The sequence below is a fragment of the Pseudomonas sp. SBB6 genome (genome assembly GCF_024213215.1).
Classification (GTDB): domain Bacteria; phylum Pseudomonadota; class Gammaproteobacteria; order Pseudomonadales; family Pseudomonadaceae; genus Aquipseudomonas; species Aquipseudomonas donghuensis.
In genome coordinates this window covers 48,422-61,991 of sequence record NZ_JANAVH010000002.1, presented here as the reverse complement: position 1 = coordinate 61,991, position 13,570 = coordinate 48,422, and the positions used below count along the sequence as shown (strand labels likewise).

Sequence of the window (13,570 nt, the reverse complement as noted above, 5' to 3'; positions counted from 1 at the left end):
GGACGAAAGAAAATTTGAATATCATGATGCTCAGCTTCACTTTTTCTGAATGCCAAGCCCATGCGTGAAATCAGCCTCGACCGGCTGCGTACCCTGGTGGTGATCGCCGACCTCGGCTCCTTCGCCCAGGCGGCGCGGGCGCTCAACCTGGCGCCGCCCACGGTCAGCCTGCACATTGCCGACCTCGAGGCGCGCATCGGCGCGCCGTTGCTGTCGCGCAAACGCGGGCAGGTCCGCCCCACGGCCATCGGTGAAACCCTGCTCGAACGCGCCCGGCGCCTGCTGGCCGATGCCGAACAGGCGCTGGATGATGTCCAGCGTCAGGTCCAGGGCCTGGCCGGGCGGGTGCGCCTGGGCGCCTCGACCGGCGCCATCGCCCATTTGCTGCCGCAGGCACTGGACATCCTCGGCGTGCAGCACCCGGGCATCGACGTCCAGGTGCAGGTGCTGACTTCCAGCGAATCGCTGGCCCGCCTGCAGGACGGCAGCCTCGACATCGGCCTGGTGGCACTGCCGCAAGCAGCGATCAAGGGCCTGGAGATTCGCCCGTGGCGGCGCGACCCGATCATGGCCTTCGTCCCCGCAAGCTGGTCGCCGCCGGCGCGCATCAGCCCGGTCTGGCTGGCCAGCCGCGCCTTGATCCTCAACGACAGCACGACCCAACTGTCGCGGGTCACCAACGACTGGTTCGCCAGCGCCGGCCTGCAACCGCAAGCGCGCATCCAGCTCAACTACAACGATGCGGTGAAAAGCCTGGTAGCGGCGGGTTATGGCGCGACTTTGCTGCCCCATGAGTCGGCAGCGCCGGAGCCAGACGGGCGAATCAGCATGCGCCCGCTGCGCCCGGGCCTGTGGCGGCACCTGGGCATCGCCTGCCGCCAGGGCGAGGTGGAGCAGGGCACCCAGTACGTGCTGCAGGTGCTGATGAGCCAGGTGGCGAAGGCCGGCTAGACCAGCCGCAGCCCGCGCCCACCGTCCAGCCATGGCCCTTCACCCAGGCGCTCGAGGGCCAGCGCCCGCGCCTTGCGGCTGAGCTGGTCGAGGTGGCGGTCGCGCTGTTTCTCGGCATCGACCATGGCCCGCTTGCCGTGTTGCTTGAGCAGGTAGCTGTGAATCTGCTGCACTTCCAGGGTGCGGTAGATCGGTGCGATGTCCAGCACCGCCGCCATGCCGGCGCTGGCCTGGGCGCGGGTGTTCATCAACACCTGCGGGCCACGTGCGCCAATCACCTGAAAGCCCAGGGCCTCGAAGACCGGCACCTTGCTTGCCACGCAGCCAAGCTCGGCATGCGGGTAGCGTGCGGTCATCTGCGCCAGCATGGCGCGGGCGATGCCCTGGCGCCGGTGGCTGGCCTGCACGGCAAGGTAGGCGACCGAGCACGCCAGGGGATCATCCGTGAGTGGCAGGTACAACAAGAAACCCACCACCTGCTCGGGATCGTCGAGGTCCATGGCCACGATCAGCTCGACCGGAATGCCACGCGAGCCGTCCATGGCCTCCAGGTACAGATGCACTTCGAAACCGATGCCGTATTGGTACAGGCTGTACAGCGGGTTGCTCGGCGGCAGGGCGACGCTGCTGATGTCGGTCAGGTAGTCGACCACCATCTGCAGGATCTGGCTTTTGATCGGCTCCGCAGGCGGGGCGACGAAGTGGTGGAGGACGGGCATCGGTAGGGGGGACTCCAGGCAGAAACGGCAATGGCGCGATTCTACCGCGCGGGCCTGCCATCCGTCCCTTCGCCGTGCGATTGGGGGCAGCTGGCCGGCCAGCGATGGGGTTAGCCTTTTTCTCGCTTGCGCAGCGTCGTCACCGTCTCGCCACCCACGCCCCAGTTATCGGTATTCACCTCCTCGATCACCACAAAGGTCGACGCCGGTGGTTTGTTCAACACCCGCTCGAGCATCTCAGTGGTCTGTTCGATCAACTGCTGCTTCTGCTCACGGGTGACGCCTTCATCGGTCACGCGAATATGGACATACGGCATGCTTGTTTCCTCTGTGTGATTTACCAGGTACCCGTCGCCGAACCACCGTCCACGGCAATCACCGTGCCGGTGACAAAAGTCGAGTCCGTCAGGTAGAGCACCGCGTCGACCACATCCTCTGGCGAGCCGACCTGCCCGGTGGGCGCCAGGGCTTTGAGGGCCGCGCGGGTCTGCGGGTCATCGCCATGCAGTGGGGTATCGATGATCCCCGGGGCCACGGCATTGACCTGCACCTGCGACGGCGCCAGCTCCAGGGCCAGGGCGCGCACCGCCTGGTTGATGCCGCCCTTGATCAGCACCGGCAGCAGCGCCGGCACCTTGATGTTCGGCTGCAGGGCGATGGAGGCGGTGATGTTGACGATATGCCCGGCGCCGTTGTTGGCCATGTGCCGGGCTGCGGCCTGGGCCGGGTAGAAGAAGCCCTTGAGGTTGGTGTCGACGATGGCTTCAACCTCGGCTTCGGTGTAGTCGGCGACCGGTTTGGCAATGAAGATCCCGGCGTTGTTGACCAGGATATCGACCTTGCCGAAGGCTTCGATGGCTTGCTCGAACAGCTTGCGCGCCGTTTGCGGCAGGGCAATATCACCTTCGACCAGCAACAGGTTGGCCGGGTTGCCGAGCTTGGCGGCAGCCTCTTGCAGGCGGGCGAGGGTGCGGGCGTTGCCGACCACATTGTCGCCGCGCTCAAGGTAGGCCTTGGCGATGGCAAAACCCAGGCCGCTCGAGGCGCCGGTTACGATGACAGTCTTGGCGGTGTGCATGGTCAGTCTCCAGTGGGCCAGGCGGGGTTGCCGGGCAGGTGAGGCAGACTTTAATTTGCAAGCAGGTCTTGAAAAATGGTGTGCAAGGAATTTGAATTGATACTTCATGTAATCAATTGAGCCGTCATGACCCGCCATTTCGATGACCTTCAACTGGGCAGTATCGAGCTGTTCTGCCTGGCTGCCGAAACCAGCAGCTTTACCGGCGCGGCGACCCTGGCCGGGGTGACGCCGGCGGCGGTCAGCCGTTCGGTGGCGCGCCTGGAAGAACGCCTCGGCGTGCGCCTGTTCGTGCGCACCACCCGGCAGATGGGCCTGACCGAAGGCGGGCGCCGCTACTACGAGCAATGCCGCCAGGCCCTGAGCCAACTGGTGGATGCCGAGCGTGCGCTCAGCGGTGGCCAGGCCGTGCCGTCCGGGCTGCTGCGCATCAGCGTGCCGACGCCCTATGCCCACTTTCGCTTGCTGCCCAGGCTGGCCAGGTTCCGCCAGTTGTATCCGCAGGTGCAGATCGACATTCATGTCAGCAACCGCAACATCGACTTTGCCGATGAAGGCTACGACCTGGCCATTCGCGGCCGCGAGCCGGCCGACTCGAGCCTGATCGCCCGGCGCCTGGAAGACGCCGAGCTGGTGATCGTGGCGACGCCGCAGTACCTGCGTGAAGCGGGCACGCCGCAGACGCCGCACGACCTGGCCACTCACCAGTGCATTCAGTTCGAACTGCCCAGCAGTGGGCGCAAGGTGCCCTGGTCGTTCATGGTCGACGGCAAGCGCGTGGAGCTGGAGGTGGCCGGTGGCATCACCTGCCTGGAAGACTTTCTCGCCACTGCCACTCTGGTCAAAAACGGCGCGGGGTTGATGCAGGCGTATCGCTTTACTGTGCAGCAGGAGCTCGACAGCGGCCAGCTGCTGGAAGTGCTGACGCCCTATGGCGGCACCTCACGGCCTTTCATTTTGCTGTACCCTCATGCCCGCCATGTGCCGCTACGGGTTCGGGCCTTCATCGATTTCTTGACTCAGGGTGCAGGTGCCTGAAGCGTTAGCCTTTGGCTTTTTTCAGGCTTTTCATCCGTTGGGTGGCGCGTTGCACCGCAGCCATTTTTTCCGGGCGTTTCATGCGCTTCCATTTGCGGATGTCGTCCTTGCTGCGGCCGCAGCTCAGGCACAGGTCGCCGCTTAGTTGGCACACGGCGATGCAGGGGTTTTCGATGTCCTTGGCCATGTGTCAGCCTCGTCTTTCGACGTCGAACTGCACGTGGGGTGCAAGCGGGCGCAACTCGACGTCGGCATCCTGCAACGCTAACGCAGTCAGCTCGATCATCCGCTCACCTTGCCCGCTGGCCAGGGCATGGTCTTTGGCGGCCCGGCTTTCGAATACCCAGATCACCTGCAAACTGGACGGGAAGCGGGTGTAGTCGACCAGGTGAGTGAGCCAGGCAAAACCGACGATTTCGGCCTTGGCGGTCTCGCAGGCATCGGTCAGGGTAGCGACCAGACGGCGGTCAAGCTGCGCCTGTTCGCGTTTGCTCATTGGCATGGGATGAGGAGCCTCGTGGAAGGGCAGGTGCTGAGGGCACGGGGAACGCCGGCAAGCCCGCTCCCACAACAGATCCATTGTGGCAGCGGGCTTGCCCCGCGATCGAGCGCGAAGCGCTCGCAGTTCTGGCGTTACTGAACGTTGTTCAGCTTGACCACATCACCCGATACCTTGGTGGTGTAACCGGTCAGAACCCAGGCCCAGAACCAGTTTTCCTGGACCTGGGTGTTGATCATCGCATCGCCGCCCTTGGCCTTGATCGCGGCATTTTGCGCACGGACAAAACGGCTGTTCTGACGCACCGGGATGATGCCCAGCACCAGCAAGCCGGTGGCGCTCGCTTCGCTGTGGCCGATCACGGTGTACTGGTCGGCGTTGTAGTGCTGGGTTTTCATCGGGGTGCCGGTGCAACCTGCCAGGGCCAGGACGAACAGGCCGCAGGCGACAACTTTGCTCAGGTTTTTCACTGCATAACTCCATGACAATTGGCCCGGGATCCATCTCTCGAGCGGCGCGTACTGTACCGGATCAGCCAGGATGACGCTCGTCTGCTGGCGCGCGGGCTAGCGCTGCGCGGCGTAAAATAACGGGTTGCGACACTCCTCGGGAGAAGCAGCCATGAAAATCGTCGTGATCGGTGGTACCGGCCTGATCGGCACCCAGTTGTGCAACAACCTGCGCGCCAACGGCCACAAGGTGCTCGCCGCCTCGCCCAGGACCGGCGTCGACACCCTCACCGGCGAAGGCCTGGAGCAGGCGCTGCAGGGCACCGAGGTGGTGGTCGATGTCGCCAATTCACCGTCTTTCGAAGACGCCGCCGTGCTGGCATTTTTCCAGACCTCGGGGCGCAACCTGCTAGCCGCGGAACAGAAGGCCGAGGTTGGTCACCACATCGCCCTGTCGGTGGTCGGCACCGAACGCATGCAGGACAGCGGTTACTTTCGCGCCAAGCTGGCCCAGGAGCAACTGATCAAGGCCTCGGGCAGGCCCTACACCATCCTGCGCGCTACGCAGTTTTTCGAGTTCATGGGCGCCATTGCCTATTCCGGCGCCGAAGGCAACTGCGTGCGCCTGGCCAACGCCACCTTGCAGCCGGTGGCCTCATCGGACGTAGCCCTGACCCTGGCCAACCTCGTCGAGCAAGCGCCGGCCAACCGCACCCTGGAAGTCGCCGGCCCCGATCGCCTGCCGTTGGCCGATTTCGTGCGCAGCTACCTGCAGTACAATCAAGATGCCCGGGAAGTGATTACCGACCCTGCGGCCACCTATTTTGGCGCACCGATCAACGACTGTTCGTTGACCCCGGATGCCGGTGCAATCGTTGGCTCGCTGCACTTTCAGACCTGGCTGAAAACCACCGCCGTGCAACGTTGAGCCAGGCGCTGTATCGAAGTGCCTCTATGTGCACGGCGCTACCTCTGCCCGACAAAATCCGTCTTTGCGCGCCACACCGGCCACAGGTCGCGGCCCAGCGCCCAGTGACCTTGCCCGGCCAGCATGCGCACACCACCGACCCAGCGTTCGGGGGCCTGCTGGTCAAGCCAGTAGGCCTGGCCCGCCAGCACCTGCTCGCCCAACGGGGTGAGGCTCAAAGGCCGATGCGGCCATTGCAGATCGGCCTGCGCTTCATTGAGCAAAGGCGTGGGCGAATCGATCAGCGGGCGCAGCAAGGCGTGGAACATCATGTCGCCCAGATAGGGCAGCGGCTCGCGCTTGCCCATCAATTCGGCAAACACCCGGCCGAACGGCACCTGGCCGAATTCGCTGATGATCTGCAGCGCCAGGCGTTCGCTGAGCGACAAGCCATCGTCGACCCCGGGCAGCTCCTGCAGCTGGCGCAACAGCGCAGGGGCGAGCAAGGGCAGGGCCAGGTCCTGGCGATGGGCCAACTGTGCCCAGGCCTGCGGCGACGGTGCGCAATACGCGGCCCAGGCCTCGCGCGCCAGTTGCAGCATTGGCGCATCCACTGCCCGGCGCTGCGGCCACAACCAGGCCAGCACATCGGGGGCCAATTGGCCGATGCCGATAAAGCGCTCGACCCCGGGCATGCGGTCGATCTCGATCAGTTCCAGGCGCTGCGGCGGGTTGTGCACGCCGGCCAGCACGCGGATCAGGAACAGCTGGTCATAGGCATCCGCCTCGCACCAGAGCACTGCGCCGGGGCAGTCGTCGAGCCGGGCCAGGTCGGCGTATTCGTCCTCCATCTTGCGCTGCACTTCAGGGTGCTCCAGGCCATAGGCCTGGCTGATGTAGTCGCAGCGCAGGGCGCGGTAAGGCGCTGCCGGCACGTCACGCACCGGGCCCATGACCAGGGGGTCGCTGAGCATGTGAAAGGCGCCGGTGAACCCGGCCAGGCGCAAGCTGTGGCTGATGTCGTTGCCGCAGCGCCAATGCTGGGTAGCGGCTTCGTCATCGGCGATGAATTGTGGGTGGCGGGCGGCAAAGTCGATGGCGTCGATATGCGCCTTGAGCTTGGGCCAGCTGGCAAAGCCCAGGTCGCGGGCGATCAGCCACTGGGCATCGGCCAGGCGGGGTGAGGCCGGGGCAGGGCTGAGCAGTGCCAGCTGTGCGGGTGCGGCACCCGAGCGTAGGCGCTGGAGCAGCTCCTTGGCGCGTTTGCGTTGTTGTTCGAGGTTGATGCGCCCGTCATGGGACGGCGACGACAGTCGAGCGGACATACGAACTCCTTGTGCGAGCCTTGTCCGCTGTCAGGCCGGGAGTCGTAGACAAGAATGTGGGGTGTACAGCCTGGGCGCAGCCCTTTCCGCGGACGGGTGGCGTGGATGACGCCGGCTGCGACTATAGGCCCGGTACAAGGCAAAAGGCAACGTGAGCCGAACCTCGTGCGCTGGCGGCGATACGCTGCACAATGACCAACCCCTGCCGCTGCACGGAACGAACCGATGACCCTGCACATTGCCTTGTCCGTAACCAGGCAGAGGCGCTTCGTCGTGCGCATCGAATATAATTTGACATATTTGATTTGTGATCACATATTCGGATGACAAGAACGACAACACAGGCTTTCCCCCATGACCGATCGTCCCGTCCTGTTGCCGGCCCTGCGTCAGGTGTCCCGCGATACCCTGCAAGACCAGGTCTACCGGCAAATCCGCGAAGCGCTGATGAGCGGGCGCTTTCAGCCCGGGCAGAAGCTGACCATCCGTGGCCTGGCCGAAGCGCTGGGCTCCAGCCCCATGCCAGTACGCGAAGCCCTGCAGCGCTTGAGCGCCGAAAACGCTTTTGAAGTCACCGAAACCTCGCGCTTGCGGGTGCGGGTGATGACCACCGAACGCCTGCGCGAAATCCGCGACGCCCGGGTCGCCCTCGAAGGCTTGTTGGCCGAGAAGGCTGTGGCCCATCTCACCGATGCTGATCTGGCCGAAATCACCGAGCTGTGCAGGCAGATGCAGGCCGCTGCCGACAAAGTCGACGTGCCGGCTTACCTGTGGGGCAACTTCGCCTTTCACCGGCGCATCTATGCCGTGGCCCAGGCCGAGCTGACCGTCGCCGCCGTGGAGAATTTCTGGCTGCACATGGGCCCGTGCTTTGCCCTGGTCGCCCCGGACAAAGCCCACCTGCAACGCTCGATGCAAGCTCACGACCGCATCGTCGCCGCCCTGGCCGGCCGCGATGCGGCGGCTGCGCGGGCAGCGGTGACCGACGACATCATGCAGGCCGCCGATTCCCTGGCGCGTTTGCTGCTCAACAACGACCGTGCGCGGTCTGTTTCAGGAGTGAAAAAAGCATGAGCGTTCTCAAGCGTCTGCTGCCGTATCCGGGCCTGCGCGTGTTGGTCTCCGGTGGCGCTGCCGGTATCGGTGAAGTGCTGGCGGCGGCCTATCTCGAAGCGGGCGCCCGGGTGCATGTCTGCGACGTCAGCGAAGCGGCCCTGGCGGCGTTTCGTGATCGCTACCCGGGCAGCGTCGCCACCCGCGCCGATGTTGGCGATGCGGCGCAGGTTGCGGCGGTGTTCAAGGTCCAGCGCGAGCAGTTCGGCGGCCTCGATGTGTTGGTCAACAACGCCGGCATTGCCGGGCCCACCGCCGGTATCGACGCCATCAGCGACGACGATTGGCAGCGCACCCTCGACATCAACCTCACCGGGCAATACCGCTTTGCCCACCACGCAGTGCCACTGCTCAAGGACTCGCCCAACGCCCACCTGCTGCACATCGCCTCGGTGGCCGGGCGCCTCGGCTACGCCTGGCGCACGCCTTACGCGGCGAGCAAATGGGCCATCGTCGGCCTGATGAAATCCCTGGCTGCGGAGCTGGGCGAGTGCGATATCCGCGTCAACGCCTTGCTGCCCGGCATCGTCGAAGGCCCGCGCATGGACGGGGTGATTCGTGATCGTGCCGCGCAAGTGGGCGTGCCCGAAGCGGTGATGCGCAAGGAGTACCTGAACAAGATTTCCCTCAAGCGCATGGTCAGCGCGGAAGACGTTGCCGCCATGGCCTTGTTTCTCTGTTCACCGGCCGCCCGCAACATCACCGGGCAAGCCATCAGCGTCGATGGCAACGTCGAATACCTCTGAGCAACACCCGCGCTTTTACCGCATTGCTTTCTCACCAAGAATAAAAACGGAGAATACGCATGTCCAAGAAACGCCCGGTCGTCATCACCTGCGCCGTCACCGGTGCCATCCACACGCCGTCGATGTCGCCACACCTGCCGGTCACCCCGCAGGAAATTGCCGACGCGGCCATTGGCGCCGCCGAGGCAGGCGCCTCGATCGTCCACCTGCACGCCCGTGACCCGTTCGACGGCAAACCCAGTCAGGACGTCGAGCTGTTTCGCCAGTTCCTGCCGCAGATCAAGGCGCAAAGCGATGTGGTGATCAACATCACCACCGGCGGTGCGCCGACCATGGGCGTTGAAGAGCGCCTGCAACCGGTGGCCCAGCTCAAGCCGGAGCTGGCTTCGCTGAACATGGGCTCGATGAACTTCGGCCTGTACGAAATGCTCGAGCGCTTCACCGAGTTCAAGCACGACTGGGAGCGGCCGTACCTGGAAGAGAGCGACGACCGCATCTTCCGCAACACCTTCCGCGACATCACCTACATCCTCAATGCTTGCGCCGAGAACCGCACGCGCTTCGAGATCGAGTGCTACGACATCGGCCACCTCTACACCGCCGCGCATTTCCTCCAGCGCGGCTTGCTCAAGGCGCCGCTGTTCATCCAGTCGGTGTTCGGTTTGCGTGGCGGCATCGGCGGCCACCCCGAGGACCTGGCGCACATGCGCCGCACCGCTGACCGCCTGTTTGGCGACAACTACGAGTGGTCGGTCCTCGGCGCCGGGCGCAACCAGATCCCGCTGGGCACCATGGGCCTGGCCATGGGCAGCAACGTGCGCGTGGGCCTTGAGGACTCGCTATGGGATGGCCCGGGCAAACTGGCGGCGTCCAACGCCGACCAGGTCAAGCGCATCCGCACGGTGATCGAAGCCCTCGGCGGGCGGGTCGCCAGCCCCGATGAGGCGCGGGAAATGCTCAGCCTCAAGGGCCGCTACGCAGTCGACTTCTAGCTTGCCTGCCTGCCCCGGCCGGCGTTGGCCGGGGCCTTCCCACCGCTGCCGTCACACTAGAGATTGGTGCCATGACCATTACCCTATCGCCCGAAGAACTGACTGTGCCCCGTGATCCTGCAACCCTCAACCGGTTGCTGTTCGTCAAACTCATGCCACTGCTGATTGCCGCCTACGTGCTGAGCTTTCTCGACCGCACCAACATCGCCCTGGCCAAGCATCAACTGGATGTCGACCTGGGGATTTCCGCGGCTGCCTACGGGTTGGGCGCCGGGTTGTTTTTCCTCACCTATGCGCTGTCGGAGGTGCCCAGCAATCTGATCATGCACAAGGTCGGCGCGCGCTTCTGGATTGCCCGGATCATGGTGACCTGGGGCCTGATCTCCGCAGCCATGGCCTTCGTCCAGGGCGAGACCTCGTTCTACGTGCTGCGCCTGTTGCTGGGGATCGCCGAGGCCGGCCTGTTCCCCGGGGTGATGCTCTACCTGACCTACTGGTTCGGCCGCGAGCAACGCGCCCGCGCCACCGGTTACTTCCTGCTCGGCGTGTGTTTTGCCAACATCATCGGCGGGCCGCTGGGCGCCGCGCTGATGCAGTTGGACGGCCTGATGGGCTGGCACGGCTGGCAGTGGATGTTCATGCTCGAAGGCCTGCCGGCGGTGTTCTTCGCCTACGTGGTATGGAAGAAACTGCCCGACCGGCCGAGCAAGGCGCCATGGCTGAGCCCGGCAGAAGCCGAGCAGATCGAGCGCCAGTTGGCCAGCGAGGCCGAGGAGGGCGCGGGCCACAGTGGGCATTCATTCAAGCAATGCCTGACGCCACAGATCCTGTTGGCGATCTTTGTCTACTTCTGCCACCAGATCACCATCTACACGGTGATCTTTTTCCTGCCGGGCATCATCGGCAAGTACGGTGACCTGAGCGTGGTGCAGATCGGCTTTCTCACCTCCTTGCCCTGGCTTGCGGCGGCGGCAGGGGCGATCGTCTTGCCGCGTTTTGCCAGCAGCGCGCAGCGGGCGCGGCGGATTCTGGTCAGCGGTTTGCTGACCATGGCCCTGGGCCTGGCCATCGCCTCCCAGGCGGGGCCGGTGATCAGCCTGCTGGGCTTTTGCCTCTCGGCAGTGATGTTCTTTGTCGTGCAGTCGATCATCTTCCTGTACCCGGCCTCGCGCCTAAAAGGCGCGGCGCTGGCGGGCGGCTTGGGCTTCGTCAACTCCTGCGGGCTGCTGGGCGGGTTCTTCGGGCCGTCGCTGATGGGCATGATCGAGCAGAGCTCCGGCAATGCCGTGAACGGCCTGAAGTTCATCGCCGTGGTGCTGGTGGTGGCGGCGTTGGCGGCGCTGCGTTTGCGCCAGGGGCATGAGCGTAAAAGCGCGAAGGGCGGTGCGCTGAAAAACGCGCAGCGCCAGTCGGCCTGAGCATCGCGGGTCCAGCCCGCTCCCACAGTGGATCTGCATGCACCGGACCTGTGGGAGCGGGCTTGACCCGCGATGAGGCCATCCCAGACTGCATAGTGCTTGACAGCCCACCCCCATCTCGTTTCCAATCCGCACCCTCAGACCCACCCCTCATTATTTAGGTGAAGCCAGTGCCCCACGCCAACCAACACGCCTGATGCCGACGACGGACGTTTAAGCCTGTTGGTGCCTGCCTGCGCACGCACTTTCACCTGCCCGCTGTCGTCGGTTTTCCCCCTTTTGGAGAAGACCCATGACACTCGATATCCGCGAGCTCGCACAGCTCGACCTGTACAAATACCCGCGCACCCCGCACCTGCAAAGTTCTCGCCTGCAAGCCGGCGATAGCGATCATGACCAGTTGTCCTATAGCCGCTTGAACGGCCAGTACCTGGTGGTCGAGGAAAAACTCGACGGCGCCAATGCCGCGATCAGTTTTTCCGCCGCCGGCGAGCTGCTGTTGCAGTCCCGTGGCCATTACCTGGCCGGCGGTAGCCGCGAGCGCCAGTTCAGCCAGTTCAAGCAATGGGCGGCCTGTCATGAAGATTGGCTGCTCGAGCACCTGGAAGACCGTTACGTGCTGTTCGGCGAGGTGATGAGCAAGCGCCACAGCGTGTTCTACGACCAGTTGCCGCACCTGTTCTTCGAGTTCGATATCTGGGACCGCGAGGAGCAGGTGTTCCTCTCCACGGCGCGGCGCCAGCAGTTGCTCGCGGGTGGTCCGGTGTTGTCGGTGCCGGTGCTGTTCGAAGGCATTGCGCCGCCACGGCTGAAGGATCTGCTCGCCCTGGTCGGCCATTCCCAAGCCAAGTCGCGGCGCTGGAAGGCCGCCTTCGCCGAGGTCATCGCCCGCCAGCAACTGGACTTTGCCAAGGCCTGGAACCAGGGCGACCGCTCCGATTTGATGGAGGGCCTGTACCTGAAAATCGAAACCGCCGAGCACACCACCGGGCGGATCAAATGGGTGCGCCACGACTTCGTCCAGGCCATCCTCGAAGCCGATGAACACCACCTGCGCCAGCCGTACATCCCCAATCTGCTGGCAGCCGGTGTCGACCTGTATGCACCCGAGCCCCAGGTCACCTGGGCCAGCCTTGCGGCGGCCGAACAAGGAGTTGAATGATATGGACATGAACACATTGCAAGGGCTGATGCCCAGCCCCGGCCGCGCGGTCGACTACCCGGCGCTGCTCGAGGCGATTCCGTCGCTGCGCGCCTTGGCGGCAACCCCCCAGGACCCGGTCTTCCACCAGGAAGGCGACGTCTGGACCCACACCATGATGGTGGTCGATGCCTTGCTCGCCGACCCGGTATACCAACGCGCCACCCCCGAGCAGCAGTTCGTGCTGTTCTACGCCGCAGTCCTGCACGACATCGCCAAGCCGTCGTGCACGGTGATCGATGAAATCACCGGCAAGGTCGGCCAGCCCGGGCACTCACGCCGGGGAGCGGTGGATGCGCGAATCCTGCTGTGGCAGGCCGGTGTGCCGTTTGAGCTGCGCGAAACCATCTGCCGGATCATCAGCGTGCACCAGTTGCCGTTCTTTGCCCTGGCAGGGGACAAAAGCGGGCGTTCGGCCGAGCAGATCCTCCATCGCCTGTCGTGGGAGTTGCCGCTGTGGATGCTCTGCGCAGTGGCCAGCGCCGACATGCAGGGCCGCGGCTTTGCCGGCAAGCAGGGGGTACTCGACGACATCGAAGTGTTCCGCCTGCTGGCCGAGGAGGAGGGCTGCCTGGATCAACCCAAGGCCTTTGCCGACGACTACACCCGGCGCAGTTACTTTCGCGGGGCCTCGGTGCTGCCGCAGTACAGCCTGTACCGTGAGGTGCAGGGTTCGCAGGTGATCGTGCTGGCGGGGCTGCCGGCCAGCGGCAAGGACACCTGGGTCAGCCAGCATGCGGCTGACCTGGCCGTGGTGTCGTTCGACGATGCCCGCCAGGAACTGGGCCTGAGCCACGGCGACAAGGGGCCGGTGGCGCAGTACGCCATCGACAAGGCCAAGGCCTTGCTGCGCCGCCGTGAACCTTTCGTGTGGAACAGCACGCACCTGTCGCAGCAGATGCGCAAGAAGACCCTCGACCTGCTCTACAGCTATGACGCCGACGTGCAACTGGTGTACCTGGAACAAAGCGAGCGCGAGCTGATGCGCCGCAATGCCCGCCGGGACACCACGCTGCGCAACAAGGACATCGAACGCATGTATTTTCGCTGGGAAGTGCCGACGCCGGTGGAGGCGGATCGGGTCGAGTATCAAGTGTGAGGCAGCGGGCATCACTGCCCGCTGACGGTTCGGAC

At 64.6% G+C, this 13,570-nt stretch carries 16 protein-coding genes; 9 read left to right on the top strand and 7 right to left on the bottom strand.

Annotated elements, in window-relative coordinates:
* Positions 1 to 60: 60 nt before the first annotated feature.
* A complete protein-coding gene (locus tag NLX68_RS03560) occupies positions 61 to 951 on the top strand; it encodes a LysR family transcriptional regulator (protein ID WP_254282706.1) in 891 nt (296 codons plus the stop codon).
* On the opposite strand, the gene NLX68_RS03555 is transcribed toward NLX68_RS03560, so the two are convergent.
* The 3 genes from NLX68_RS03555 to NLX68_RS03545 all read right to left on the bottom strand — a co-directional run bounded on the left by NLX68_RS03555 (position 948) and on the right by NLX68_RS03545 (position 2,748).
* Complete coding sequence (locus NLX68_RS03555; RefSeq protein ID WP_254282705.1) at positions 948 to 1,670, bottom strand: GNAT family N-acetyltransferase; 723 nt, start codon at positions 1,668 to 1,670, stop codon at positions 948 to 950. The genes NLX68_RS03560 and NLX68_RS03555 overlap by 4 nt on opposite strands.
* Positions 1,671 to 1,780: 110 nt before the next feature.
* Positions 1,781 to 1,987, bottom strand: coding sequence for a 4-oxalocrotonate tautomerase family protein (locus tag NLX68_RS03550; RefSeq protein WP_010225536.1), 207 nt, complete (start codon positions 1,985 to 1,987; stop codon positions 1,781 to 1,783).
* Positions 1,988 to 2,007: 20 nt separating this feature from the next.
* Positions 2,008 to 2,748, bottom strand: a complete 741-nt coding sequence (locus NLX68_RS03545) for an SDR family NAD(P)-dependent oxidoreductase (RefSeq protein WP_254282704.1) — start codon at positions 2,746 to 2,748, stop codon at positions 2,008 to 2,010.
* A gap of 126 nt (positions 2,749 to 2,874) precedes the next feature.
* Between NLX68_RS03545 and NLX68_RS03540 the strand changes: the two genes are divergently transcribed.
* Complete coding sequence (locus NLX68_RS03540; RefSeq protein WP_254282703.1) at positions 2,875 to 3,786, top strand: LysR family transcriptional regulator; 912 nt, start codon at positions 2,875 to 2,877, stop codon at positions 3,784 to 3,786.
* Between the two features lie 4 nt (positions 3,787 to 3,790).
* Here the strand turns inward: NLX68_RS03540 and NLX68_RS03535 are convergent, their stop codons facing one another.
* From NLX68_RS03535 to NLX68_RS03525, 3 genes are all read right to left on the bottom strand, one after another.
* Positions 3,791 to 3,973 carry a DUF1289 domain-containing protein gene (locus NLX68_RS03535; protein WP_010225542.1) on the bottom strand — a complete coding sequence of 61 codons (183 nt, stop codon included), beginning with the start codon at positions 3,971 to 3,973 and terminating at the stop codon, positions 3,791 to 3,793.
* Positions 3,974 to 3,976: 3 nt separating this feature from the next.
* Positions 3,977 to 4,288, bottom strand: a complete 312-nt coding sequence (locus NLX68_RS03530) for a hypothetical protein (protein ID WP_254282702.1) — start codon at positions 4,286 to 4,288, stop codon at positions 3,977 to 3,979.
* A 131-nt stretch (positions 4,289 to 4,419) separates the two neighbouring features.
* Positions 4,420 to 4,755: a hypothetical protein gene (locus tag NLX68_RS03525; protein ID WP_254282701.1), complete on the bottom strand. Its 336-nt coding sequence runs from the start codon at positions 4,753 to 4,755 to the stop codon at positions 4,420 to 4,422.
* Between the two features lie 151 nt (positions 4,756 to 4,906).
* On the opposite strand from NLX68_RS03525, the gene NLX68_RS03520 reads away from it, so the two are divergent.
* Entirely contained in the window at positions 4,907 to 5,662 is a 756-nt protein-coding gene (locus NLX68_RS03520) for an SDR family oxidoreductase (protein WP_254282700.1), read from the top strand.
* 38 nt (positions 5,663 to 5,700) lie between these two features.
* On the opposite strand, the gene NLX68_RS03515 is transcribed toward NLX68_RS03520, so the two are convergent.
* The gene (locus tag NLX68_RS03515) at positions 5,701 to 6,966 is read right to left on the bottom strand and encodes a DUF1835 domain-containing protein (protein WP_254282699.1); all 1,266 of its coding nucleotides are present in this window, start codon (positions 6,964 to 6,966) and stop codon (positions 5,701 to 5,703) included.
* Between the two features lie 354 nt (positions 6,967 to 7,320).
* Here NLX68_RS03515 and NLX68_RS03510 point away from each other — a divergent pair, with 354 nt between their 5' ends.
* The 6 genes from NLX68_RS03510 to NLX68_RS03485 all read left to right on the top strand — a co-directional run bounded on the left by NLX68_RS03510 (position 7,321) and on the right by NLX68_RS03485 (position 13,535).
* On the top strand, positions 7,321 to 8,040 hold the full coding sequence (locus tag NLX68_RS03510; protein WP_010225552.1) for a GntR family transcriptional regulator: 720 nt from the start codon (positions 7,321 to 7,323) through the stop codon (positions 8,038 to 8,040).
* Positions 8,037 to 8,825: an SDR family oxidoreductase gene (locus NLX68_RS03505; protein ID WP_254282698.1), complete on the top strand. Its 789-nt coding sequence runs from the start codon at positions 8,037 to 8,039 to the stop codon at positions 8,823 to 8,825. The genes NLX68_RS03510 and NLX68_RS03505 overlap by 4 nt, the downstream gene beginning before the upstream one ends.
* A 59-nt stretch (positions 8,826 to 8,884) precedes the next feature.
* A complete protein-coding gene (locus NLX68_RS03500; RefSeq protein WP_254282697.1) occupies positions 8,885 to 9,817 on the top strand; it encodes a 3-keto-5-aminohexanoate cleavage protein in 933 nt (310 codons plus the stop codon).
* A gap of 71 nt (positions 9,818 to 9,888) precedes the next feature.
* Complete coding sequence (locus NLX68_RS03495) at positions 9,889 to 11,235, top strand: MFS transporter (RefSeq protein WP_254282696.1); 1,347 nt, start codon at positions 9,889 to 9,891, stop codon at positions 11,233 to 11,235.
* Positions 11,236 to 11,527: 292 nt separating this feature from the next.
* The gene (locus tag NLX68_RS03490; protein ID WP_254282695.1) at positions 11,528 to 12,397 is read left to right on the top strand and encodes an RNA ligase family protein; all 870 of its coding nucleotides are present in this window, start codon (positions 11,528 to 11,530) and stop codon (positions 12,395 to 12,397) included.
* A 1-nt stretch (position 12,398) separates the two neighbouring features.
* Positions 12,399 to 13,535, top strand: a complete 1,137-nt coding sequence (locus tag NLX68_RS03485; RefSeq protein WP_254282694.1) for an AAA family ATPase — start codon at positions 12,399 to 12,401, stop codon at positions 13,533 to 13,535.
* Positions 13,536 to 13,570: the final 35 nt, after the last annotated feature.

What these genes read in the sequence shown, in the direction of transcription:
- NLX68_RS03540 (WP_254282703.1), top strand. Translation starts at nt 2,875, where the DNA reads ATGACCCGCCATTTCGATGACCTTCAACTGGGCAGTATCGAGCTGTTC.
- NLX68_RS03520 (WP_254282700.1), top strand. Translation starts at nt 4,907, where the DNA reads ATGAAAATCGTCGTGATCGGTGGTACCGGCCTGATCGGCACCCAGTTG.
- NLX68_RS03535 (WP_010225542.1), bottom strand. Translation starts at nt 3,973, where the DNA reads ATGGCCAAGGACATCGAAAACCCCTGCATCGCCGTGTGCCAACTAAGC.
- NLX68_RS03530 (WP_254282702.1), bottom strand. Translation starts at nt 4,288, where the DNA reads ATGCCAATGAGCAAACGCGAACAGGCGCAGCTTGACCGCCGTCTGGTC.
- NLX68_RS03555 (WP_254282705.1), bottom strand. Translation starts at nt 1,670, where the DNA reads ATGCCCGTCCTCCACCACTTCGTCGCCCCGCCTGCGGAGCCGATCAAA.
- NLX68_RS03485 (WP_254282694.1), top strand. Translation starts at nt 12,399, where the DNA reads ATGGACATGAACACATTGCAAGGGCTGATGCCCAGCCCCGGCCGCGCG.
- NLX68_RS03490 (WP_254282695.1), top strand. Translation starts at nt 11,528, where the DNA reads ATGACACTCGATATCCGCGAGCTCGCACAGCTCGACCTGTACAAATAC.
- NLX68_RS03500 (WP_254282697.1), top strand. Translation starts at nt 8,885, where the DNA reads ATGTCCAAGAAACGCCCGGTCGTCATCACCTGCGCCGTCACCGGTGCC.
- NLX68_RS03550 (WP_010225536.1), bottom strand. Translation starts at nt 1,987, where the DNA reads ATGCCGTATGTCCATATTCGCGTGACCGATGAAGGCGTCACCCGTGAG.
- NLX68_RS03510 (WP_010225552.1), top strand. Translation starts at nt 7,321, where the DNA reads ATGACCGATCGTCCCGTCCTGTTGCCGGCCCTGCGTCAGGTGTCCCGC.
- NLX68_RS03505 (WP_254282698.1), top strand. Translation starts at nt 8,037, where the DNA reads ATGAGCGTTCTCAAGCGTCTGCTGCCGTATCCGGGCCTGCGCGTGTTG.
- NLX68_RS03515 (WP_254282699.1), bottom strand. Translation starts at nt 6,966, where the DNA reads ATGTCCGCTCGACTGTCGTCGCCGTCCCATGACGGGCGCATCAACCTC.
- NLX68_RS03545 (WP_254282704.1), bottom strand. Translation starts at nt 2,748, where the DNA reads ATGCACACCGCCAAGACTGTCATCGTAACCGGCGCCTCGAGCGGCCTG.
- NLX68_RS03495 (WP_254282696.1), top strand. Translation starts at nt 9,889, where the DNA reads ATGACCATTACCCTATCGCCCGAAGAACTGACTGTGCCCCGTGATCCT.
- NLX68_RS03560 (WP_254282706.1), top strand. Translation starts at nt 61, where the DNA reads ATGCGTGAAATCAGCCTCGACCGGCTGCGTACCCTGGTGGTGATCGCC.